Origin of the sequence: Geobacter grbiciae (assembly GCF_018531165.1) — a bacterium.
In the GTDB taxonomy this organism is placed as follows: domain Bacteria; phylum Desulfobacterota; class Desulfuromonadia; order Geobacterales; family Geobacteraceae; genus Geobacter; species Geobacter metallireducens.
Genome location: NZ_JAHDIW010000008.1, coordinates 81,896 through 103,927 on the forward strand (window position 1 = coordinate 81,896; position 22,032 = coordinate 103,927).

The 22,032-nt window shown below is 55.5% G+C and carries 21 protein-coding genes; 4 read left to right on the forward strand and 17 right to left on the reverse strand.

The window, feature by feature from the left end:
• Nucleotide 1 precedes the first annotated feature (1 nt).
• Genes KJB29_RS11115 through KJB29_RS11125 form a run of 3 tightly spaced genes read right to left on the reverse strand, consistent with a single transcriptional unit; the run spans nt 2 to nt 3,826 of the window.
• Entirely contained in the window at nt 2-2,590 is a 2,589-nt protein-coding gene (locus KJB29_RS11115) for a pyruvate formate lyase family protein (RefSeq protein WP_215734635.1), read from the reverse strand.
• 25 nt (nt 2,591-2,615) lie between these two features.
• Entirely contained in the window at nt 2,616-2,789 is a 174-nt protein-coding gene (locus KJB29_RS11120) for a benzylsuccinate synthase gamma subunit family protein (protein ID WP_004511526.1), read from the reverse strand.
• Between the two features lie 59 nt (nt 2,790-2,848).
• On the reverse strand, nt 2,849-3,826 hold the full coding sequence (locus tag KJB29_RS11125; protein WP_343213560.1) for a glycyl-radical enzyme activating protein: 978 nt from the start codon (nt 3,824-3,826) through the stop codon (nt 2,849-2,851).
• On the opposite strand from KJB29_RS11125, the gene KJB29_RS19710 reads away from it, so the two are divergent.
• On the forward strand, nt 3,743-3,910 hold the full coding sequence (locus KJB29_RS19710) for a hypothetical protein (protein ID WP_343213563.1): 168 nt from the start codon (nt 3,743-3,745) through the stop codon (nt 3,908-3,910). The genes KJB29_RS11125 and KJB29_RS19710 overlap by 84 nt on opposite strands.
• Before the next feature lie 580 nt (nt 3,911-4,490).
• Nucleotides 4,491-6,251: a sigma 54-interacting transcriptional regulator gene (locus tag KJB29_RS11130; RefSeq protein WP_215734637.1), complete on the forward strand. Its 1,761-nt coding sequence runs from the start codon at nt 4,491-4,493 to the stop codon at nt 6,249-6,251.
• Between the two features lie 7 nt (nt 6,252-6,258).
• Here the strand turns inward: KJB29_RS11130 and KJB29_RS11135 are convergent, their stop codons facing one another.
• The 13 genes from KJB29_RS11135 to KJB29_RS11195 form a co-directional block, all read right to left on the reverse strand.
• Nucleotides 6,259-6,576 carry a hypothetical protein gene (locus KJB29_RS11135; protein WP_246561194.1) on the reverse strand — a complete coding sequence of 106 codons (318 nt, stop codon included), beginning with the start codon at nt 6,574-6,576 and terminating at the stop codon, nt 6,259-6,261.
• Nucleotides 6,577-6,612: 36 nt separating this feature from the next.
• Nucleotides 6,613-7,038: a cytochrome c gene (locus KJB29_RS11140; RefSeq protein WP_215734638.1), complete on the reverse strand. Its 426-nt coding sequence runs from the start codon at nt 7,036-7,038 to the stop codon at nt 6,613-6,615.
• A gap of 22 nt (nt 7,039-7,060) precedes the next feature.
• On the reverse strand, nt 7,061-7,978 hold the full coding sequence (locus KJB29_RS11145; RefSeq protein ID WP_215734639.1) for a GerMN domain-containing protein: 918 nt from the start codon (nt 7,976-7,978) through the stop codon (nt 7,061-7,063).
• 73 nt (nt 7,979-8,051) lie between these two features.
• Entirely contained in the window at nt 8,052-8,531 is a 480-nt protein-coding gene (locus KJB29_RS11150) for a hypothetical protein (RefSeq protein WP_215734640.1), read from the reverse strand.
• Nucleotides 8,532-8,692: 161 nt separating this feature from the next.
• Nucleotides 8,693-11,830, reverse strand: coding sequence for an efflux RND transporter permease subunit (locus tag KJB29_RS11155; protein ID WP_215734641.1), 3,138 nt, complete (start codon nt 11,828-11,830; stop codon nt 8,693-8,695).
• A gap of 38 nt (nt 11,831-11,868) precedes the next feature.
• Nucleotides 11,869-13,260, reverse strand: a complete 1,392-nt coding sequence (locus tag KJB29_RS11160; RefSeq protein ID WP_215734642.1) for an efflux RND transporter periplasmic adaptor subunit — start codon at nt 13,258-13,260, stop codon at nt 11,869-11,871.
• A 76-nt stretch (nt 13,261-13,336) separates the two neighbouring features.
• Nucleotides 13,337-14,617: a TolC family protein gene (locus KJB29_RS11165; protein ID WP_215734643.1), complete on the reverse strand. Its 1,281-nt coding sequence runs from the start codon at nt 14,615-14,617 to the stop codon at nt 13,337-13,339.
• Nucleotides 14,618-14,891: 274 nt separating this feature from the next.
• Nucleotides 14,892-15,434: an OsmC family protein gene (locus tag KJB29_RS11170; RefSeq protein ID WP_215734644.1), complete on the reverse strand. Its 543-nt coding sequence runs from the start codon at nt 15,432-15,434 to the stop codon at nt 14,892-14,894.
• Between the two features lie 163 nt (nt 15,435-15,597).
• Nucleotides 15,598-16,008: a response regulator gene (locus KJB29_RS11175; protein ID WP_215734645.1), complete on the reverse strand. Its 411-nt coding sequence runs from the start codon at nt 16,006-16,008 to the stop codon at nt 15,598-15,600.
• Nucleotides 16,008-16,673 carry an ABC transporter ATP-binding protein gene (locus tag KJB29_RS11180; protein ID WP_215734646.1) on the reverse strand — a complete coding sequence of 222 codons (666 nt, stop codon included), beginning with the start codon at nt 16,671-16,673 and terminating at the stop codon, nt 16,008-16,010. Before KJB29_RS11180 ends, KJB29_RS11175 begins: the two co-directional genes overlap by 1 nt.
• A 50-nt stretch (nt 16,674-16,723) precedes the next feature.
• Entirely contained in the window at nt 16,724-17,884 is a 1,161-nt protein-coding gene (locus tag KJB29_RS11185; RefSeq protein ID WP_215734647.1) for an ABC transporter permease, read from the reverse strand.
• Between the two features lie 24 nt (nt 17,885-17,908).
• Nucleotides 17,909-18,379, reverse strand: a complete 471-nt coding sequence (locus tag KJB29_RS11190; RefSeq protein WP_215734648.1) for a DUF2318 domain-containing protein — start codon at nt 18,377-18,379, stop codon at nt 17,909-17,911.
• Nucleotides 18,380-18,508: 129 nt separating this feature from the next.
• Nucleotides 18,509-18,937: a heavy-metal-associated domain-containing protein gene (locus tag KJB29_RS11195; protein WP_215734649.1), complete on the reverse strand. Its 429-nt coding sequence runs from the start codon at nt 18,935-18,937 to the stop codon at nt 18,509-18,511.
• Nucleotides 18,938-19,813: 876 nt separating this feature from the next.
• Here KJB29_RS11195 and KJB29_RS11200 point away from each other — a divergent pair.
• A complete protein-coding gene (locus KJB29_RS11200; protein ID WP_215734650.1) occupies nt 19,814-20,014 on the forward strand; it encodes a cold-shock protein in 201 nt (66 codons plus the stop codon).
• 132 nt (nt 20,015-20,146) lie between these two features.
• Nucleotides 20,147-20,992 (forward strand): hypothetical protein, encoded by an 846-nt coding sequence (locus tag KJB29_RS11205; RefSeq protein ID WP_215734651.1) that lies wholly within the window; start codon nt 20,147-20,149, stop codon nt 20,990-20,992.
• Between the two features lie 57 nt (nt 20,993-21,049).
• Here KJB29_RS11205 and KJB29_RS11210 read toward each other — a convergent pair whose 3' ends face one another.
• Entirely contained in the window at nt 21,050-21,964 is a 915-nt protein-coding gene (locus KJB29_RS11210; RefSeq protein ID WP_215734652.1) for a GGDEF domain-containing protein, read from the reverse strand.
• Nucleotides 21,965-22,032 lie beyond the last annotated feature (68 nt).

The window sequence follows — 22,032 nt, forward strand, 5'->3', positions numbered from 1 at the left end:
GTTAGAGTTGTGTGTTCAGGTATTCAAGATCATCGGCACCGAAGGCCTGTTCGTTTCTGGCGATGATGGTGTTTTGGCCATAGGTCGGGATATCCACAAAGCGGGCACTGAAGCCCGAAACCCTGACGATGAGATCCTGATGCTTTTCGGGTTCCTTTTGGGCGGCCTTCATCTCTGCAGTGCTCACGCAGTTGAACTGGACATGATCTATGTTGAGTTTCTCCCAGGCATCCATATAGGATTTCCAGATAGTAAAACCATGCACGCTGCGCATGATCGGCACGGAAAGCCTCTGGTTGAGCAGATTTGCTTTCTGATTTTTCTGCACTTTGGAAACGGACTTCAGTACGGCAGTCGGCCCTTTTTTGTCCGTCCCCATGTAGGGAGAAATACCCCCGTCGTCACCGGCATCGCCACCGAAACGGCCATCCGGGGTTGGGCCGGTCCGTGACCCGATTTCCATGTAAAGGCCGACCGCCTGACCTACGGGAAGTACTGGTCCACCCGAATAATTGGTGATCTTTGCCATCTCGCCGCCAATGATATCCTCGTAAAATTTCTTGATGATGGTATCGGCATATTCGTCGTCATTGCCCCATTTGGGTGCATTCAGGAAATCCTGGCGCATATCCTCGTAGCCGTGCCAATTTGCGCGGAGCGCAGTGACGAGTTGGGCCATCGTGTACTTCTTCTCGTCATAGATCAGTTTCTTGATGGCAACCAGGGAGTTGGCGGCAACGACTGTCGTGATGGGGTTATGCCAACCGTTCGGCTGCTCGGAAAGTTCCATGCTGTCGATGCCCAGCTCCATGCAGCCATCATCGATGCTTGAGACGAAAGGCATCTGCAGGAATTTCGATTCGAAATAACGCATGATGTCTTTGGCACGGATCACCTTGCTCGTCGCGTAGGCATACTGGCTCCTGAACGCTTCCCACAGCTGTTCAAACGTCTTGAATGTCGTAGGGTCCCCGGTGTGCGGACCCAGCTGCATGCCCGAATAGGACCAGTCAAACCCGTCCGCAAGGACGATTTCCATCATCTTGGCCGGGAAGATCGAGCCGCCACCTTCGGACCTGGTCTTATGGGTCTTACGCCTGCCACATACACCGGGAGACATGCACAACACCAGACCCCAGTAATGGGCCTCGTCATCGGTCGCCCCATTGTTATTCTTGCTGAACTGGCTGTAATACTTCAGCTGTTCAGTACCAATGACGTCATGTTTGATGGACGGGTACCCCAGGCCATCCCGGATGCACTCGAAGACAAGGCGTTTGGTTTTCTCGCGGCCGACCGGATGCCACCTGAACACGATGGACGGTTCCGTGGTTCTGATGTTCCTTGCACCTTCGAGAATGGCATCGGTCATGTCACTGCAGGCATCCACATAACCGGGCTTGGTCCCGCCGATGGTCAGAATGAAAAGATCGTTGGAACCGGGGAAGATTTCGCGGTATGCCCTGGACTTCCCTGCGCCATGTTCCGAGATCTTCAGGCGCTCCATTTCAACCATTTCCACCACATCGGTGTGGGTCATGGGTTGGAAGGATTTCTCCTTCACGCTTATGTTGTAATAGGGCTCCAGCATTTCGTCTTCTTTTTGGGCATAACCGCTGGCATAGCGGTCTATGGCATGACAGATCAGGTAGGTATACCATTTAGCCTGGAACGCATCTTTCAAGCCTTTGCACGGCTCTGCCGGAACGCGGTGGCTTATCTCGGCAATCTCCAGCAACTCTTCCTTTCTTGCCGGGTCCGTTTCGAAGTTCTCGGCAACAATTTTCGCCAGCCGGGCATGGCGCCGGGCCCAGTTGATCACGGCTTCATCCGCGATGATCATTGCCTTCCAGACATCGATCTTGGCGATCCATTCCAGTCCGGTTGTTGCATCCCATGGAATCTTCTGCATTTCCCTTTTGGCATGCTCGATCTTCTCATGTGCCATTTCAATGCGTTTCAACAGACCGTCCTGCAGCACCGTTTCGTAAGGGGGGCTGATACTGTTGTATCCCGTGGCGAACCCCGGAGCCTCCATGGTGCTCACCTGGTACATCTGCAGGAGTTCTTCCTGGGTGAAATACCGCTCGCCCTTGGCCTGCATGCTGTATTTCTTCCAGTATTCATTAATCTCCGCAGCTTCATCTTTGGGCTGGGGGGAGTAGTCACTCATGAGGTAGTCCTGGACCGCCATATAGGCGAGTTCAGGATAGAGTGGAAACATCTCGGGGTCTTCGGCGTGGTAGCCGATGATGAATTCGTCCTGCTGCAGGACCAGCGTGCTTTTGTTCAATATGTTAGCGAGTCCCAACGCTCTTCTGATCACTTCCGGCTGCCCTGCGCTCGCCTTGTGCGCTTCGGTGATGAAGCGCATCCGCTCGATGCCGGCCCGAACCTCCGCATCGACAAATTCTCCAGCTGCGGCATGCTTCCAACGGCACCGTGCCTTGAGTCTCTTTGTCCTCTCCGTGGTGGGACGGGCAAGATTTTCATGAAGTACTTCATCAGCTATTGCATTTTCTTCCTGATTTGCCAGCGGAAAATCGACAACCTTGTCATTGTACTTAATTGATGCAGCAACCGTTGACATGAATAACCCCCTGTTTTATCATTTGTTATGCTGTTTTGAATGCTTTACATGATGGAGAATCGTTCCTGGTCGGCTTGGACAGCCAGTATTTACCCTTTGCGTCCTCCTTTTCGATAACGCAGTCTCCTTTGCCTGCTTCAAAGTCCCCGGCATTTTCAGGAACGGCAAAATAGAATGAGCAATTCTTACAAGTGGTCATTTTGAATCTCCTTTATGTGCATGGTTGACATCCTGCGGAATTGTCGTGATACATCTCGATTAGCGTTGAGTGACAACCACCCCCTTTCCCTGCGGCGAATAAACCGGGCGTGGCAAATAGTCGCGCCTTGGCTTCAGCGATCTCGTGCCGGCAACATTTTCAACTGCTGGTGACGACCCAACCATACCGCCGAGGGTGATCTCTCGAATTCCTTGTTGCCTGAGTGCGTTAACCAGGGGGGTAAGCTGATGTGCCGGAAGGTCGGGAACCCCCAGGTATTGATAGCTGCGCCCCAGTTGCACATATTTCCCCGTCGCATAGGAGTGATAGGGAAGGATGTCGACTCCGGACAGGTGGTTGGCGAACTGCCCCAGATACTCTGCATAGGCTTCGAAATCTTGGCTGGTGTCGTTGATGCCGGGAATGATCGGGAGATGGGTACGTACTGTTGCCCTGGCTTCCAGGAGCCGTTCCAGGTTCGACAAGATTTTGTGCAGGGAACCACCGATAACGTGTTGATGCTTTTGGGGATCAGGGGTTTTGATGTCGACAATAAAAAGATCTACGTACTTCAGAAGGGGTTCAATAGTATGCCATTCGGCAAACAGAGATGTCTCTATCGCTACATGAACATTCTCTTTTACTTTCAGTCTATACGTCAGATCACGGGTGAATTCAGGATACATCAGAGGCTCTCCGCCACTGACCGTGACTCCACCCCCGCTATGCTGGTAAAAAATTCGATCCGACACAGCCTCCTGGACAATGCTTTCCATCGAAATGGATTTGCCTACGGTTTCGCGTGCGCCAAACCGACAGCCGGATACACACTGTAAACATGACGTGCAATGGGTCCTATCAGTCGTTTTCCCAATACAGCCGCCATAGTCAACATTGTTGACGCTCGATGGACAAGCAGTCAGGCATTGCCCGCAATTACTGCATTTGCTTGCATGGTAATAGAACTCCTGCTTGGGATTTATGTTCTCAGGATTATGGCACCATGGGCAATGGAGAGGGCAGCCCTTGACGAAGATGGTAGTTCTGATGCCGGGGCCGTCATGGAGGCAGAATCTTTGAATTTCGGTGATGAGTGGAGTGAGCATGGTGCACCTCCCTGATTGACAAAGGGTATGCTGCTGAACCGAACGTGCTTTCTAGTAGAGCATTAGCAGCAGTTGTGCCAAAACACTGTTTCATAAGACATTAAACAGGTCTCACATTGTATTTAGTGTATATTTGACAACTAGACGTAGCTTCTTTTAAATCGCCATGTTATGATATGAATTAGGTGCTAAAATTTTGTTTGTATTTTGTGTTGGTGGGGGTGGGGGAAGCGATTTGGGGGGAGGGGCGGCACTATGCGAGAATGAAAGTGTGACGGGGAAAAGTTTGATTATTTTCTAAATACTGCTCTCAGGATTCAATATTTCAGAAAATGATGAACATTTTTTTTATACACTTGAATAACTGTGGAGTTGTGGTGGGCGATGGCGCGCTTGCCAGTCCGAGGGGGGAGAAGGGACGTTGATAATATAACTAGTCAATAATGCAATGCTTTTTATAATTTACCGTTGCCCGGGGTATAGTAAGTTCGGAGTACTGACTGTATATAATTGCAATTTAAGTAAATGCGACATATAAAACAATGTTAGATATTGCTGGGTCACATCTGAGGCATTTATCGAGAAAGGTGACATAGTGAAAAAGCGTAAGCTCGCGAAGGAAAGCTCTGCAAGTACCGTGGTCAGTAACAATCTACGTTCGCAATTGCGTTTTTCAAGCGAAACCGGTGAGATATGGTTGTCTGAGCACCGTATGCTTCTTGTTCATGCGGATTCTCATGCGAAATTGCGCCGTGAGTTGATCGAAACTCTCGGAGTGGGCCGTGCGCGGGGCGTGATCATGCGCATAGGCTATGCTACCGGCATAAGTGATTATGAACTCACCCATATCAGCCGGGATAGGGCAACTGATAATGAGAATTTCATGGCCGGGCCACTCTTGTTCACATTGGAAGGAAATGCCAAGACCACTATCCCCAAATTAGAAATTGACCGGAAAGCAGGTACGTTTTATGTCGAGGCTCTCTTGGAGAATTCCTGGGAGAGTCAGGCGTACCTGCGCCATTATGGTGAGTCCACCGAAGGGGTGTGTTGGTATTTACAGGGCTACTCGAGCGGCTATTGCTCAGCTTTTATGGGCAAGCAAATACTTTGCAGGGAAGTAAACTGTTTCGCTGCTGGCGCGAACCACTGCTACCTTGTCGGGAAACCGGTCGAGGAATGGGATGATTCCAGCGATTTTTCACTAATGATGAATCAGGAATCCATTACCGACCAGCTCATCGGTCTTCAGAATCAGGTTGTGCACTTACGTTCCGCAATGGGCGAGAAAAAATTGCCTTCTGATGTGCTGGGGAATTCGCCTGCTTTTCTCGCCGCTTACGATCTTCTTACGCAAGCAGTTGATAGCCAGATTACGGTACTGTTGCTTGGAGAAACAGGAGTTGGCAAGGAGGTATTTGCGCGCACTCTTCATGAGAAGGGGGCACGTAGCAAGGAATCGTTCATCGCCATCAATTGTGCCGCCATTCCACACGACCTTGTGGAATCCGAACTGTTTGGCGTGGAAAAAGGCGCATTTACGGGCGCACATATATCTCGCCCCGGGCGCTTTGAGCGAGCCGACGGAGGCACGTTATTTCTTGACGAGGTGGGAGATCTCCCCCTTTCGGCGCAGGCAAAACTACTTCGGGTGCTTCAGGAGGGAGAGGTTGAACGTCTCGGCGGGACAAAAACACATAAAGTAAACGTGCGTCTTGTAGCGGCAACAAACATCGACCTGCGAAACCTGGTTGAGGTGGGAAAATTCAGATCCGATCTTTATTACCGGCTCAACGCGCTGCAGATTAACATTCCGTCACTCAGAGAGCGTAAGTTGGACATTTTGCTTCTCGCCAAGCACTTCCTCAAGAAGTACTCCGCGATCAACGGCAAGAAGCTGCGTGGATTTTCCGACAAGGCAAAGCTGGCTTTGCTCGCCTATCAATGGCCCGGCAACATCCGTGAACTGCAGAATGTTGTCGAGCGCGCTGTAATGCTTGCGCCGAACGGCACCCACATCCATATAAACCATATGTTTCCTTCGTACAAAAACGATGGACTCCACGAGTTTGCGCTTGATGTCAAAGGGGGCTTGAGCGCCGACCAGGAGGAAAGTGGTGAAAGCTTCTGTGATGCCATCCTGAGCGGCAGGATAACAATGGAACAGGCCAATAACATGCTGGCAAACGCCGCCGTGGAAAAGGCAAAAGGGAACCTTTCCGCTGCGGCGAGAATGCTCGGTCTGACCCGTGCCCAGTTGGCCTATCGACTCGAGCACCAGCATGACAATGCAATCGTCAAATCCATACGAGTTAGAGCCAAATCCCGAGATTCGTCAAACTATCCACTGAAGTGAGTAATTTTTACTTAGATTGTGCCAAGGAGCGCAATAGCAATTCAGCGGGAAAGCGCGGCGTGTGGGCAAACTCGCAGGAGCAGTAAAAGTCGGTGCCGGAATGCCGATCGGAAACGAAGGCGTTGTCGAATTGGTGCGACAACTCCACCATCCTGGGATGGACAACGGATTCCAGGAGGCGATGGGCGGCAGCGGCAAACCGCTCACGTAGATCCAGCATCTCCTTCATCGTGCTGTCGATCTGCTTCTGCCTCTCCGCAAGTTCGTTCAGGTGCCTGTCGAGGCGCTGGCGAATTTTCTCCGACAGTTGTCCGGTCTCTTCCATGATGTCTCTCCCCGGCCCCATGGCCGTCAGGTCGCGTCAGTCGCGAAACGTGGCGTGGCACTCGTTGCACTTCTCCTCGGCCTTCTTGAAGGCAGTCTTGGCGCCAGTAATATCTCCCTTTTTCGCCAAGGCCACCGTTGCCATTACCTTCGAGCCGAAGGCATCAGCGATTTTTTTGAATGTGTCGATCTTCTTCAGATTCTTGTGGGGCTTCGCTTTTTTCAGGGCGGGAACGGTCTCGGCTATTTTCCTCGCCTCTGCCTCGACAGTCGTGGCATCCCCTTTCTCCAGGGCGCCATTGATCTTAGTCTGGGCCTCGGCATACATGGGCATTATCCGGTGGAGTTTGTCCATCCTGGCGTCATGGTGTTTCTTCCCGTACATCTCACCTTCGTGAGCGAGAGCTCCCCCCTGTGCCAGCAGAAGGATGCACGCCGCCAGCATTGTTGCTGTCTTCATCATTCGTATTTTCTCCTGAATCGTATCAGTGCTCCTGCACTTCCAGGGGAAACTCGCCGATCCCTTCAGCAGAACGGCCGACCTTGTCGGTTACCTTCCATAGGACCTTTACCGACATTCCCGCTTTGAACTGGGACGGGTCCTTCGGCTTCAGCACCGCCGCCATGTCGAAGACCGAGTGATAGACGTCGCCGTCGAATCGCTTGCCGTTTCCTCCGGCTATGCTCAACTCCTTGATCTCCAGCGGCCGGTCGAAGAAAACATTCACTTCTTCAACCTCCTTTGCCCCCCTTTCCTTCATGGCGGTGACGCTCAGAAGGCGAGGGGGAGAGGGGTGGAGGACGGCGCTTTCCTGCGGTTTCAGCGGCTGCCGTTCCAGACCGCCATGGCCGAGGAACATCGCGACGTCTTTGCCGTCCACGGTGCCGCTTTCTTTTCCTTCAATCTGCATCCGCACCTCCCGGACCCCGCTGAACTGGGAGAGGGTGAGGGCAACTGCATCAAGAAGCGCATGTTCAATCGCGGCATCGGCTTTTGCAGCAAGGATTTCCTTGCTGAAGTTCACGGTTACGGCGTCATTTTGCTCGGCAAGGCCGAGGAGGCGCGTGCCGGGAGCAAATAGCTGGAGGAATTCACCCTTGTAACTCCCTACATCCATGCCTCCCAGCAGACGCTCGACCGCCACCTTTTTCAAGGAGCTTTGATCGAAGGTGAAGAACGGAAATGGGACCACCTTGCCCGGCTCTTTTGCTGAGGGGAAATAGATGACGAAGACGTAGCAGGTTCCCTTGTCGGTGGTCGGAGCAGGACCGAAATACTTTTCATAGGCCCCAGTGGCCGAAACGCGGACCTGTTTCCCGGAGACGTTTTTCTGCTCTTTGGAGCAGCCAGCCAAGGCAATCAGAACAATGATTGCCACCAACACTACGCGAAGCTTTCCCATAAGGCACTCCCGGTGGAAAAAGGGGCGACCGGACAACCGGTCACCCCTGGTGCCGACTTGACGCCGATCTTTCTTACTTCACCACGTACCAGAACTTGGCGCTCCGCACCTTGCCGTCGGCCAGCTTGAACTTGGCCATGACGCCGTACTTCCCCTTTCTGGAGAGGTCGAAATCGGCGCCGAAGTGTCCTTGCATCGCCATCAGGTCCTTGACTTGCTCGGACTTGTCGGGGCCTTGGACTTTGACCTTCACCTCACCTTCCGTCAGCGCCTTGCCGCTCTTCGCATCCTTGAACTCGACGGCGATGTGGTGGGTCTCCTTCATCCCCTTGGGCAACTCCATCTTCATGGCCTTCATGTGCTCAGCCATGCTCATCACCTTGAAGGTGGCTTTCACTCCGTCCACCACCTCCTGATGGGCGACGTCACCCCCGTGGTCCATCTTCATTGAGCCGTGATCCATCTTCATGGAGCCATGGTCCATGGCGGCGTATGAGGCCAGGGGCGCCGAGAGGGCGAACAGTGCTGCTGCGATGACTGCTGTTGTTTTCATGTTTCTTTCTCCTTTTGTTTATGGTTTCGCCGTCTCCGACGGCTTCGATATTTGCGTCAGGTCGGCGCACCCGCCGCGGGTCCCGCGGAGGCGTAGCGGCGCTACGCCGCACAAGGAGACCGGCGAGGACGGTGTCGAGATGGCGCAAAGAGCGAAGCCGCCTAATGCTTCATTCCCGAATACTTCAGTCTCCCCTTCTTCAAGTCATGTTTCTTCATCAGCACGAAGATGACCGGCGTCATGATGAGGACGTGTACGGCCGAGGTAATCATCCCGCCGATCATGGGGGCCGCGATCGGCTTCATGACGTCGGCGCCGGTGCCGCTGGACCACATGATCGGCACGAGGCCCAGAAGGGCCACCGCCACGGTCATGAGCTTGGGGCGCAGCCGCAGCACCGCCCCCTCGAAGGTGGCGTCGTAGATGTCCTGCTCGGTGCACGGCCCGTTGATGAGCTTCTTGTCCAGGGCCTCATGGAGGTAGATGACCATCACCACCCCGGTCTCCACGGCGATGCCGTAGAGGGCGATGAAGCCGACCCAGACCGCCACCGACATATTGTAGCCGAGAGCCGAGACCAGGTAGACCCCACCCACCAGGGCGAAGGGGACCGAGAGCATGACCATGCTCGCCTCCAGGGCCGAGTGGAAGGTGAAGTAGAGTAGGATGAAGATGATCAGCATCCCCGCCGGCACGAGAATCTGGAGGCGCTGCTTGGCCCGTACCTGGTTCTCCCATTGTCCCGACCACGCCACGTAGTAGCCCGGCGGGAGCTTGAGGTTCTTTTCGAGGACTGTCTTCGCATCCCCCACGAAGCCACCCATGTCGCGGCCCCGGACGTTGAGGAAGACGATGGAGCGCAGCAGCCCTCCTTCGCTGCTGATCTCGGGCGCACCCGTGGAAACCTTGAGCTTCGTAACCAGCGACAGCGGCACCTGGGCGCCGTTCATGCCGCCGATCAGGATGCGCTGGATGGCCGGGATGTTGTCCCGATAGTCGCGCATGTAGCGGATCCGGATCGGGAAGCGGTTCCGCCCCTCCACCGAGGTGGAGAGCATCTCGCCACCCAGGGCAGTCTCAATGACGTCCTGGATCTCGCCCACGCTCACCCCGTAGCGGGCCGCGGCCTCCCGGTCGATGTCGATGTCGACGTAGTTGCCGCCAGTGACCCGCTCGGCCACCACGTCGGCAGCGCCCGGAACGGTCTTCAGAATCCCCTCGGCCTGGACCGCCAGATCCTTCAGAACGTTCAGGTCATGGCCGAAGATTTTCACCCCCAGGTCGGTCCTGACCCCGGTGGAAAGCATGTTGATCCGGTTGATGATCGGTTGGGTCCAGCCATTGCGGACACCGGGAATCTGGAGCTTGGCGTCCAGCTCGGAGACGATGTCAGCCTTGGTGACCCCGGCGCGCCACTTATCCTTGGGCTTCAGGATGATGATCGACTCGAACATGGAGACCGGCGCCGGGTCGGTGGAGGTCTCGGCCCGCCCCACCTTGCCCAGCACGTGCTCCACCTCCGGGACGCTCTTGATTATGGCGTCCTGCACCTGGATCAGCCGCTTCGCCTCGGTGATGGAGATGTTGGGGAGGGTCACCGGCATGTAGAGGAGCGACCCCTCATCCAGCGGCGGCATGAACTCGGAGCCGAGGGACATGAACATCGGGATGGCGATGGCCAGGGCCACGATATTGAGGGCGATGGTGGTCTTTTTCCATTTCAGCACCCAGCGGATCACCGGCGAATAGAGCCGGATGAAGAACATGGAGACCGGGTTGGAGCTCTCCGGCGGCATCTTTCCCCGCATGAAGAAATACATGAGGACCGGCACGAGGGTGATGGCGATGAAGGCCGAGCCCACCATGGAGAAGGTCTTGGTGAAGGCGAGGGGGTGGAACATCTTCCCTTCCTGCCCCTCCAGGAGGAAGACCGGCACGAAGGAGAGGACGATGATGGCCAGGGAGAAGAAGATGGCGCGCCCCACCTGCTTGGCGCTGGTGATGATCACCTCAAGACGCTTCTCTTTGCGCTCCTCGGGGGGCAGTTCGGAGAGGTGCCGGTAGCAGTTCTCAACCATGATGACCCCGGCGTCCACCAGCACGCCGATGGCAATGGCGATCCCCCCCAGGGACATGATGTTGGAGGTGACCCCCATGAGCTTCATGGTGATGAACGAGATCAGCACCGCGATGGGGAGGGTCAGCACGATCACCAGGGAGCTCTGGAAGTGGAGGAGGAAGGCGAGGATCACCAGGGATACCACCACCGATTCTTCCAGCAGCGAGTGCTTCAGGGTATCAATGGCCCGGGCGATCAGGTCGGAGCGGTCATAGGAGACCATGATCTTCACGCCGGGGGGAAGTCCTTGCTCCAGAGACTTGATCTTCTCCTTCACCCGGTCGATGACGTCCTTGGCGTTCTCACCGTAGCGCATGACCACGATGCCACCCACCGCCTCCCCTTGGCCGTTCATGTCCAGGAGCCCCCGACGGATGGCGCCCCCCAGTTGCACGGTGCCGAGGTTCCTGACATAGACCGGGGTGCCGCGCATGTCGGCGCCGACAACGATGTCCTCCAGGTCCTTGGGAGACTTGATGTATCCCTTGCCCCGGATCAGGTACTCGGCGTCGGCCTGTTCCAGAAGCCGCCCCCCCACGTCGTTGTTGGAGCGCTTCACCGCCTCCATCACCTGGTCGACCTTGATGTTGTAGGCGAAGAGCCGGTTGGGGTCCAGATCGATCTGATATTCTCGCACGAACCCGCCGATGGAGGCCACCTCGGCCACGCCGGGGACGGTGTTCAGCTGGTAGCGGACGAACCAATCCTGGAGCGTACGGAGCTGCTCCAGGTCGTACCCTTTTCCTTCCAGGGTGTACCAGAAGACGTGGCCCACACCGGTGCCGTCGGGGCCAAGGGTCGGCCGGACGTTGGGGGGAAGGAGCGAGGCGGCGTAGTTGAGGCGCTCCAGCACCCGGGTCCGGGCCCAGTAGATGTCGGCCTTGTCCTCAAATATCACGTAGATCATGGAGAAGCCGAAGGCGCTCGAAGCCCGGACGGCGCGCACCTGTGGCAGCCCCTGGAGGTTCACCGCCAGGGGATAGGTCACCTGGTCCTCCACCACCTGCGGCGAGCGGCCCGGATATTCGGTGAAGACGATCACCTGGTTGTCGGAGAGGTCCGGGATGGCATCCACCGGTGTCCTGTAGACCGCCCAGACTCCCGCAGCCACAATCAGGGCGAAGATCATGATGATGATGATGCGATTTCGGGCGGAATATTCGATGATTTTCTCAATCACAGTGAACCTCCGGGACCGGCGTCCGGTCCCTGATCAAATTACATTTTCATATCACCCATATCCATGCCGTCCCCCTTCTTCTGGGGAGGAGGGGACGGCGTATGCCCCTCATGGCCGGCCGGGGGAGCCGGAGCGCCTTTCTCCTCCATCTTCATCCCTGGCATCCCGGCATGGCCGCCGCCAGTCCCTTTCAGCTGCGCTTCGGAGTCGATCAGGTACCCGCCCGATGCCGCGACCTTTTCGCCTGCCTTCACCCCGGAGAGCACCTGGAGCATGTCCCCCACCCGGGCACCAACCTTCACGTCCCGTGGTTCGAACATTCCCGGCTTCATCTCCACCCACGCCACCTGCCGCGTGCCGGTATCCATCACCGCTGCCACCGGCACGGCAACGGCGGTGCCGAGCGGCACCTTGACCGAGGCGTTCACGAACATGTCCGGCTTGAGCTTCAGGCCAGGGTTGGGTAGCTGAACCCGTACCTTGACCGTCCGGGTCTTGGGGTCGAGGAAGGGGTAGACGAACGACACCCGGCCGGAGAAGGTCTTGCCGGGCCAGGACTGGGAAATGATGTCGACCCGCTGGCCGAGCTTTATGAAGGAGAACTCGTTTTCGTAGATCTCCACATCCACCCAGACGGTGGAGAGGTCGGCGATGTTAAAGAGGGGATCCCCCGTGTTCACGTACTGCCCCTCAACGGCGATCTTCTCGATAACAACCCCCGAAAGAGGAGTGTAGATGGGAAGGCGGATGTTGGGACGACCGGCCTTCTCCAGCCCCGCGATCTGATGTTCCTTTACCCCCATGAGAAGGAGTCGCTGCCGGGCCGAGGCCACAAGACCCTCCCCGCCCTGGGAGATGGAGGCAATGGGGGAATCCTTGAACCGGTCGCGGCTCTTCATGGCCAGGAGGTATTCCTGCTGGGCGGAAACGAGATCGGGCGAATAGACCTCGGCCACCGGTCTCCCCTTGGACACGTATGCGCCGATGGTGTTGACGTAGAGTTTGTCAATACGTCCCGCTACCCACGCGGTGACTTTCGCCTGGCGGGACTGGTCGTACTGCACGATGCCGACAGCATTCACCTCCTTGGTGAGGGGGATCGTCTTCGCTTCCACGGTGGCAACATTGGCCATCACCTGCTGGGAAGGCGAGAGGGAAACGTGCTCGAGCATGGCCATTTCCTTGGCATCTGCCTGGGCGCCTTCCACCTTCTTGATGAGCTGCATGCCGCAGATGGGGCAGGTGCCGGGCTTGTCCTTGATGATGAAGGGGTGCATGGCGCAGGTGTAGAGCACCGGCCCCTGGGCGGCTTTTTCGCCTTGCTTGACCCCTTTGCCGGCATCTGTCCTCTGCCACAGGTAGTACCCCCCGCCGGCCGAGGCCAGGAGAATCACTGCCACCGGAACTGCAACCTTCGCGCTCAATTTCATGATCGTACCTCGCGTTTTATGGAAAAATAGTTCAATGCATAGCAACTGACATGGCGGGTTTCGCCGGGAAGGCCCTCTACTCCTGCAACTCCTTCCCCACCAAGGCCTCAAGCCGGGCGAGGCGCATCTGGTACTCGGCCAGGGATTCGTAATAGTCCCGTTCGTAGTTGAAGAGGGTCAGCCGGTTGTCGAGGAGCGTGAGGAAGTCGACCTTGTTCACACGGTAGCCGATGGTGGCTGACTCCAGCGACTGCTCCGCCTGGGGGATGATGCCGGTGCGGTAGAGCTTGGCGAGCTTATCGCGCCGCTCCAGTTGGGCCAGGCTGTCAGCGATGCCGAGGTTGATGCTGTTGTTCAGGGTGTTCAGTTCCGCCGTCGCCATGGCGATCTCGGCTGACGACTCCCTAACCATGGCATGGCGTCGCATCCGCTGGATCGGGAGATTGAAGGTGAGGCCCGCGCTGTACATGTCGTAGCCGCGCTCCATTTCACTGGTGGGGTCCCGCTGCATGTACTCGAAGGAGAGATTCACGTCGGGGAATAACTCCTTTTCCGCCAGGCGGTGGCCGGCTTCACCCTTTTCGATCTGGGCGCGCAGACTCTTGACCATCGGCCGGTTCTCCCGGGCCACGGCACGGAGCTGGTCGGGGGACCAGGTGAAAGGCTTTAACTCGAAGTCGGCGACTTTTCCCACGGGCGTTTCGGCCGGGCGGTAGAGAAGGGTGTTCAGGGTGGCCTGGAGGCTTTTCCGCTGCTGCTCCAGGGATATCTTCATGTCGAGCATCTTCGAGCGTTCGACCTGGGCCTTGAAGACATCCTGCTGGGCCCCCTGACCCACGGAGTATTTCGTCTCGGCCAGGGCGATGAAGTCATCCATGATCCGGATATTCTTCTCGACGATCTGCAGCTCCTTGTCGGTCAGAAAGATCTGGTACCAGGTCTCCTTCACCATCCGGGCCAGCTCCAGCTTCCGCTCGTCCACCTGCCACTTGAGAGCCTCGGCTTCCTTCGACGCCACCTCGGCCTTCAGGTCCCGCTTTCCCCAGAAGGGGAGCTGTTGCGAGATGCCGATCACCCGCTGGCTCATGGGATCCCGCTGGGAATTGAAGGGATCACGGATCAGGAAGTTTTGCATCTTGAGCATGAGCATCGGATCATCGAGGGCACCCGCTTGGGCAACGCGGTTGCGGAACATCTCCCAACGGGCCTCGGATGCCTTCACTTCGGGGTTGTTGGTAATGGCGGCATCGACGAGCATCGGCAGATTTTCGGATGGTTTCGTTTCCTCGGCCGGCGCCCGGTAAGGGAGCGCCAGCAGGGAGAGGAACATGAACCCGATTGCGAGACGTGATTTCATGGGGTCTCCTGGATGTTGAAGTGATAACAATGGTATTACACGCGTCATGCCAAAATCCAATTAGCTGATTTTACGATATATATTCGGTTCGGGACTATTGTTGACAAGCCATGTCGCGGAATATTCAGCAGCCTATCAGAATATTCTCTACTCTTTCGATTGATTACGCTCTAGTTCCTATCGGCAGGTATTCAATGATGCTTTAATTTAATAATGAAAAAATTTTATGTGATGTGCCAATGATATTCTGGAATCCAATCCGCCGACAAGAACCTCAGTCCATGCTCGTGTCCACTTCGACCTCACCGCCGGGACGGGTCAACTCCACCTTTCCCTTGATCTCGATGGGGCGCCGAAGCGTGTCATAGACCGGGCAGTGGCGCTCCACCAGTTCGGTGAGCTGGCGAATTCTTTCTATCGGCTCGGTAGAGACGATTCGGGTTGTGTAGGTAACTCCGGTGAATCCTGACGGCACTTCGGCCAGATTGAGAAAACCCCGAAGGTCCAGGTATCCCTTGGCATGGACCTCGATCCGCAGAATTTCGATGCCGAGCACAGCGGCAAAAGCCCGGTAGACGATCTCCTGGCAACTGCCGAGGGCTGCGAGGAGCATCTCCACCGGGTTCGGAGCGGTATCCTCTCCCCCCAGCTCCCGTGGCTCGTCCATGGGGATGCTGAAACCGCGCACTTCTGACCTCGTCGTGAAACCGGCACTGTCGGAATAGGAGGAGGCACGAAACACGGAGGTAGAGAACTGAGGGGTTTTGCGGATCGTTTCTGTTAGGTGCTCAATGGCATCCTTGAGTGCAACGGACATTGCGTCAGGCTCCTCTTCTGGTGTGGGATGTGGTGTGACTGGCATCCGGAGGCACGGTGGTGAACTCGGCTCAACCCTCTCAAGTAATGCCACTTCATTTCGCGGTGTCAATGTGTCAGGCTGGCATAAGTGTCCAACTTTACTTTATCCTCAGCTCCTGTGTTCATTGCATGAGGAACCAAAGAAGCGGGAACAGCTTGTCCGCTTCGTAAGGTTTATGGACAATGCCTGCCACACCTGTCGCTGCTGCAGTTTTCCCGAAATCTTCGGGCGGGTCGGCGACACCGAGGATGACTAAAAGGCGGGGCTGTTTTTCGAGCGCTGCACGGGTCAGTTCGATACCGTCCATATCGGGAAGCAGGGCATCGGCAACCAGAACTTTCCATGGATTGCTTTCTAGCATCGAAAGCGCTTCTCTGCCGTTGCTCGCACGGGTAATCCTCAACCCGTTGCTGACAAGCAACGACTTGATGCCGGCGCACTGCTTTACTGTGGTCACGAAAAGAAAATCGCCGCTCTCTGGACAGGTCTCTTCCGAACTCATGTCTACTCTGTTGTCCGCCAAACCCATCATCAGATCACCCTCCCGTCCCGGATATGGATCGTCCGGTCGGTGTACTGGCAGTTTTCAGGGTTATGGGTCACCATCACCACGGTCTGTCCCTCGTCGTTCAGCTCCCGGAAAAGGGCCATGACCGCCTCGCTGTTGGCGCTATCAAGGTTGCCCGTCGGCTCGTCGGCAAAGAGGATATGGGGGCGGTTGACGATGGCCCGGGCAATGGCGACCCGCTCCTGTTCGCCGCCGGAAAGCTGGTTCGGAAGCCGGTCCGCTTTGTCGCCGAGTCCGACCCGTTCCAGGGCCTGGTGGGCTGCCTGACGCTTCTCCTCTCCCTTCAGCGGTGCGATGGTCAGGGGAAGCATGACGTTCTCCTGGGCCGTGAGGTAGGGGATCAAGTGGAACGACTGGAAGACGAAGCCGAAGTTCCCGGCCCGGAAATCGGCGAGTTGCTCCTCCCCGAGGGCGTAAAGGTCGGTCCCGTTGACCGTTACCTTCCCGCCGGTCGGATGGTTCATGCCGCCGAGGATGGAGAGAAGGGTGCTTTTTCCCGATCCCGACTGCCCCATGATGGTGATGAACTCGCCGGTTTCGATGCCGATGTCGACGCCGCGCAGCGCCTCCACCGTCTCGTCGCCGCAGGAGTAGTGCTTGGTCAGATTGCTGATCTCGATGAGTGCCATGATTGATTACTCCGTTATTTTGCCCGGTCCCTGGTCCCCGGTCCCCGCCGTTACAGTGCCCGCAGGGCTTCCGTGGGGTCCATACGGCTGGCGTGGAGTGCCGGATAGAGGCTCGCCAGGAGCCCCACCGTCACGGCGAGGCCGATGGAGCCCGACGCCACCAGACCGTCCCAGACAAGGGCCGCTTTCGCGGATTCCGCCATGAAGGGGAGGGCAAGCCGGGCAGCTCCCATCCCCGAGAGGTAGCCCAAGGCACCGGCCAGCAGGCTCACCAGGGCCGCCTCCAGGAGGATGATCCTCATGATGTGGCTCTTTCTGAAGCCGATGGCGCGGAAGACACCGATCTCGGTGGTCCGCTCGTTGACGCTCCCCATCATGGTCACGAAGACGATGAGGGAGCCGATGAAGATCACCACCCCGGCGACCCCGTAGGAGAAGCGCTTGAACTGGTCGAGGGTCTTGAGCCGCGACTCCACCACCTGCTGGATGGCGGTGACTTTCGCCTCCGGCAGCTTCTCGGCGATCTGGACGACCATGTCGCCGATGGGACAGCCGGCGCAGAGCGCCGCCACTTCCACAAGGGTGATCTTGTCCTCCTTGCCGAGTAGCTTCTGGGCCTTCTTCAGGGGTGCGAAGACCAGGGAGTCGTCCTGGGAGCCGGTCTGCTCCAGGATTCCCGCCACTTTCAGGGACTCGCCGCCGATGGTGACCGTGTCGCCGGGGGAGAGGTGGAGCGTGTCGGCGGTGGTGCTGCCGAGGAGGATTTCGTTCTCCCCCTTCGGCTCATTACCGAAGATCCGCCACCACTGCTTCATCTTGAGTTCTTCCGCGAAGTTCACCCCCACAAGGAGGACGTTCTTCTCCTTCAAGGTCGCCGCGCCGAGCACCTTGGGGGAGACGGCAAGGATGTTCCGGTTGTTCTTGATCTCCCGGATCTTTGCCAGGTCCCCCTCGTGGATTTCCCGCTGGTCGAAGCTCACCCGGCCGAGGCTGATGCCGCCGTAGCTCATGGCGAGATCATCGCTTTTGGGCATAATGAGGATGTTGGCGCCGAACTCGTCCATCTTCCGGCCGATGTCGTTGGACATGGATTCGGTGAGGGTCACGAGCGTGACGATGGTGGCAATGCCGACCATGAGACCGATGGTGAGAAACGCCATCTTCGCTTTGCGCCGCCGCAGGTTATTGAGTGATATGGAGTGGAGTTTCATGGTATCGATGCCTCGCCGGTCCGATTAGAAATAGCGCGCTCCCTGCTGGAGATCGGAAGCCTTTACGATGATGTTCCTGCCGTCGCTGGTGGCGGGGAGATATGAAGGATTGCAGCCGCCGACGGAGTGGGGACCGATCCGGTTGATCTGGAACTTCTTGCCGCAGTTCTTGCAAAGCATGGTGTCGCTATCCTGGACATACCCCTTCTTCTCCCTAAAGCAGACGTCGCAGGAATCGAAGGCGGTGTGGATCTGGCCGTCGCTTCCCTTTACCACGAGAAACCTGATGTCCTTGCCGCCGTCGGCGTAACGGAAGAAGTGGGCGCTGCCATCCGAAACCCTGGTCAGCGGAATCGACACCACGCCGTTCACTGCCTTCACTTTCTCGACGCCGGACAAGCCAGGGAAATTGAAGGCAAATACCGTTGCTACCCCAACCAGTAGTGCCACTGCCACCAGAATCCCCCATGTGAAGCTCTTCTTTGCTGCTTTCATGTTTGCCTCCTCGCCCTTGGACTTATTGATTTCGACCGATCTATTTTCGTTTGCTCTGCTTTTCTTTCCCATGGTCAGTTCCTTTCTAAGATACCCGTCCGCGCCTCATATATATCTTCCTGAAACTGCCTATTTGGCACTCCCGCAGCCGCCGGAGTCGCAGCGTCCCGTACCACACCCTCCGGACCGGATCACTTTCGCACCGAAATCCCGGCCCGCGACCCGCCGGAAATCGGCGAGTGACATCTGCTCTCTGAGCCAGCTCTGAAATCCGGCCTTGCGGACCGCTCCGGCAAATGCCTCCGGATTGGCCGAATTGGTGTCGTACCCCACCAGAACCCACCCGCCCTCGACATCCACCTCGACCCCCGCCACCCCTTTCATCGGCTTGAGGGCCTTTTCTATCTTGCCAGCGCAGCTGCCGCAGGTCATCCCGACGGTCTTGATGGCCGCCACTGCGTTAGGGACCGGCGCAAGCCTGACGTTAAAGGCTAGGTACACGAGAAGCCCCACGGCACATACCACGAGAATTCCGGTCCATACGGTTCTATTTCGCATGGTCAATTTCCTTCTTCTTCCTCACGTGCGGTGACTTGTGCAGCTAGGTACAAAAGGTGAGCCAAATAGATAACTGTGCTAAATTACACAAAAATGTGGAGAAACTGACTGACGCGGTAGATAAAAGTGAGGAATAATCATCAGTGTCGTGTTTGATATTCGACACAGTTACCTGTGGAAGTTGGTAACGTACTTAATCCTGTATCAATCGGCATTGAAAATGACTCACCCCAGATAGTCAGTTTTTGTCAGAATTTCTCGTTTTTGATTCTCCATCTGTCGTTTCCTGTTTCGCAGTGATGGGTGACTCTGACCAGGAGGGCTGTGGTCATCTTGGCGCGGCAGATGGGACGGAGCCGCGCACTGCTCAGGCGATGCTTCCTCTCCGGTGCGGGAGAGGATGTTCGCCAGGACATTGGTGGCCAGAGGCATATTTCATTCCTTCGATGGGCCTCCAAAGCAAATCACTAACTGATATCAGCATGTTAGTCCCGAATTGTAGCCCGAGGCGTTGCAAGGCCATAGGGAATATCCATGACTTTGTATTAAATATCAATACGTTATACTTACAAAACTGACACTAAATAGAAGAAGTTAGTCAGACTCAAATGAGACCAAACGACAGAATGCTTGAATATATCTTCGCAAACTGAATATTCTGATTTAAAATGTTAACAAATATTATTATGCAGAATAAAAATAGATTTTACCTGTGTAATTATAGCATTAAACAATAAATACTTTCTGCATGAGGCTAGTTATATAGTTATTAAAAATTAAATAGTTTGACTTTATTCTTGTAAAGCTGTTACTTTGATTTAGCTTTACGAATAATATTGGATAAAGCATGCAAAAGGTTTAGGTGAAAGTAAACACATGGTAAACGGAATGGTAAAGTGGTTCAGCGACAGCAAAGGTTTTGGTTTTCTTGAGCAGGAAAACGGCGAAGATGTATTCTGTTATTTTTCCGTCATCAACGGCGACGGATTTAAATCCCTTGTTGAAGGCGATAGGGTAACGTTTGAACTAACCAAGGGCCCGAAAGGGTTTCAGGCCGCGAACGTAACCAGAATCTAGTCGAGTACTTTATCGACCTCCAAAAGCCCTGGAGAAATCCGGGGCTTTTCTATTTGCACAAACAAGTACTGGCATACAGTGTGTGAAGGTGAATTGTGGGAAAAATTGAAGCATTAAGGTGGGATAATAATAATGGCCATTAACAAAAAATTACAAGACATAGCTGTATTTGTGGAATTTCTCATGGGGTCAGGGCTCGCGATCTTTTTTCACGTGGTTCTCCATAACGAGCAGGCAGCCTACGTCATTTTCGGCATCGGCATCCTACTCTCGCTAGCCACCTTCCTGCTGCGTGAGGATATAGAAAAGACCCGGTCAACTCTGCTCGAGCAGTATCACCATGTCCATGAAATTCCCTTTGCCCTTGCACAGATCCTTGATCCGGAATGTCAAGTTAAGGCTCAGGAACTCATGGCTGGCACCAAGAGAACCATCACGCTGTTGCAACAGGGCTACATCCCGCTGGATGAGACAGAATTCTATCTGGAAGGGGCCAAGATTTCCGACCAGGCAATGCGCCAGATAATAGCAGTCGACCCTCTCACGGCGGGGAGGGGGACACGCGGAGCGCTCATAAATTTCTATCAATCCAACCTGCGCGCTCTTGACCGCGGTGTCAGGGTCACCCGCATCTTCGTCATCACCCGTGAGGACCTGTCAGACCCTGAAGCCCAAAAGATTCTCCTTGCCCAATACCGGGATGATATCGACGTGAAGATTGCCTATCGTGACGAACTGCCGACGTCCAGCGATGGTCGTGATACCAGCAGTTCCTTTGACTTTGCCATTATTGATGATCGTGTGGTGATCAACGTTTTTGCCAAGTCCGGCAAATATTACGGTCATAAGACCAGTCAACCGGGGGAAGTAGCCAAATTTCTACATCTTTTCAAGCAAATCGAAAACAGCGCTCACGCCATTGCCGTGGAAAACGACAGGATCGTTCTTGCTGCCGATGTTGTCGCCGTGGCATCCTGAACAATCTCTTCCTTCAATAGCGCCGCCTTCACCCTTTGAAATACGAAGATTGTTCTATTATCCCTTCGTATATATCCGACCCCCTTCCTCGTCCACGGCCACCAGCACGCAGTTCTTTCCGCTTCTCTTGGCTTGATAGAGCGCAGCATCTGCCTTCTCAACGAGTTCTTGATGTGTCTTGGTTGTTTTGCCGCATGACGCCACGCCGATGCTAACAGTTACTGTTTGGCCGCCGGGCAAGGGTTCCGCCAGTTCCATTTTCAATCTGTTGGCAATTGTGCCAGCTTCATGGATATCAGTAAAAGGCAGGATTACCGCAAACTCCTCGCCGCCGTAGCGACAGCATATGTCCGAATCTCTTGCTACGTACATCAGGATTCTACCCATCGCGGCCAGGATTCTGTCACCTTCCCTATGCCCGTATGTGTCATTTACCACTTTGAAGTCATCGATGTCGATCAGCACAAGGGAGACGAGCGCGCCATATCGCACATAGCGTCTAACTTCAAAGTCAATCTGTTGATAAAAGTAGGTATGGTTGAAGAGGCCAGTCAGACCATCGCGCAAAGACAGCCCGACTAATTCTTTAATATGCGCTTCGCCAACCAGCGTAGCGGACCCCATATTGTCTGTTATGTTCGAAAGGTGATCCAGTGCAGCAACAACAATTCTGACGTTCCTCCCCAAAGCCGTCGACAACTCATATTTGTGGCGCAGGACTTCATCCCACAGGTCTTCGGCCACTTCCGGGGGGAAATGCTGGTAGGTAATCGAATAGAGAAGATCGGAAAAGAATTTAAGACCACGGCTCTTCTTGAGTTCGCAGAGATGATGCTTCTCGGTTTCCGTGAGAGGTCGATCTCCGGCTAAAGCGGACACCAGATTCAAAGATAGCGCATTGTCGCCAAGGATACCCCGCCGCCGATCAGCATCGGTCTCTTCGTAAGACGGTGTGTCGTCCGGCTCTTTCATGGCTCTCAATTACCTCCACCTGTCTTTTCATGCTTGCGTCGGGCGCCAGGCCGATCTTGGCTCGCTCA

What these genes read in the sequence shown, in the direction of transcription:
- KJB29_RS11195 (WP_215734649.1), bottom strand. Translation starts at nt 18,937, where the DNA reads ATGCGAAATAGAACCGTATGGACCGGAATTCTCGTGGTATGTGCCGTG.
- KJB29_RS11115 (WP_215734635.1), bottom strand. Translation starts at nt 2,590, where the DNA reads ATGTCAACGGTTGCTGCATCAATTAAGTACAATGACAAGGTTGTCGAT.
- KJB29_RS11185 (WP_215734647.1), bottom strand. Translation starts at nt 17,884, where the DNA reads ATGAAACTCCACTCCATATCACTCAATAACCTGCGGCGGCGCAAAGCG.
- KJB29_RS19710 (WP_343213563.1), top strand. Translation starts at nt 3,743, where the DNA reads ATGGTAATAGAACTCCTGCTTGGGATTTATGTTCTCAGGATTATGGCA.
- KJB29_RS11135 (WP_246561194.1), bottom strand. Translation starts at nt 6,576, where the DNA reads ATGGAAGAGACCGGACAACTGTCGGAGAAAATTCGCCAGCGCCTCGAC.
- KJB29_RS11190 (WP_215734648.1), bottom strand. Translation starts at nt 18,379, where the DNA reads ATGAAAGCAGCAAAGAAGAGCTTCACATGGGGGATTCTGGTGGCAGTG.
- KJB29_RS11210 (WP_215734652.1), bottom strand. Translation starts at nt 21,964, where the DNA reads ATGAAAGAGCCGGACGACACACCGTCTTACGAAGAGACCGATGCTGAT.
- KJB29_RS11200 (WP_215734650.1), top strand. Translation starts at nt 19,814, where the DNA reads ATGGTAAACGGAATGGTAAAGTGGTTCAGCGACAGCAAAGGTTTTGGT.
- KJB29_RS11120 (WP_004511526.1), bottom strand. Translation starts at nt 2,789, where the DNA reads ATGACCACTTGTAAGAATTGCTCATTCTATTTTGCCGTTCCTGAAAAT.
- KJB29_RS11175 (WP_215734645.1), bottom strand. Translation starts at nt 16,008, where the DNA reads ATGATGGGTTTGGCGGACAACAGAGTAGACATGAGTTCGGAAGAGACC.
- KJB29_RS11170 (WP_215734644.1), bottom strand. Translation starts at nt 15,434, where the DNA reads ATGTCCGTTGCACTCAAGGATGCCATTGAGCACCTAACAGAAACGATC.
- KJB29_RS11140 (WP_215734638.1), bottom strand. Translation starts at nt 7,038, where the DNA reads ATGATGAAGACAGCAACAATGCTGGCGGCGTGCATCCTTCTGCTGGCA.
- KJB29_RS11165 (WP_215734643.1), bottom strand. Translation starts at nt 14,617, where the DNA reads ATGAAATCACGTCTCGCAATCGGGTTCATGTTCCTCTCCCTGCTGGCG.
- KJB29_RS11150 (WP_215734640.1), bottom strand. Translation starts at nt 8,531, where the DNA reads ATGAAAACAACAGCAGTCATCGCAGCAGCACTGTTCGCCCTCTCGGCG.
- KJB29_RS11145 (WP_215734639.1), bottom strand. Translation starts at nt 7,978, where the DNA reads ATGGGAAAGCTTCGCGTAGTGTTGGTGGCAATCATTGTTCTGATTGCC.
- KJB29_RS11180 (WP_215734646.1), bottom strand. Translation starts at nt 16,673, where the DNA reads ATGGCACTCATCGAGATCAGCAATCTGACCAAGCACTACTCCTGCGGC.
- KJB29_RS11160 (WP_215734642.1), bottom strand. Translation starts at nt 13,260, where the DNA reads ATGAAATTGAGCGCGAAGGTTGCAGTTCCGGTGGCAGTGATTCTCCTG.
- KJB29_RS11205 (WP_215734651.1), top strand. Translation starts at nt 20,147, where the DNA reads ATGGCCATTAACAAAAAATTACAAGACATAGCTGTATTTGTGGAATTT.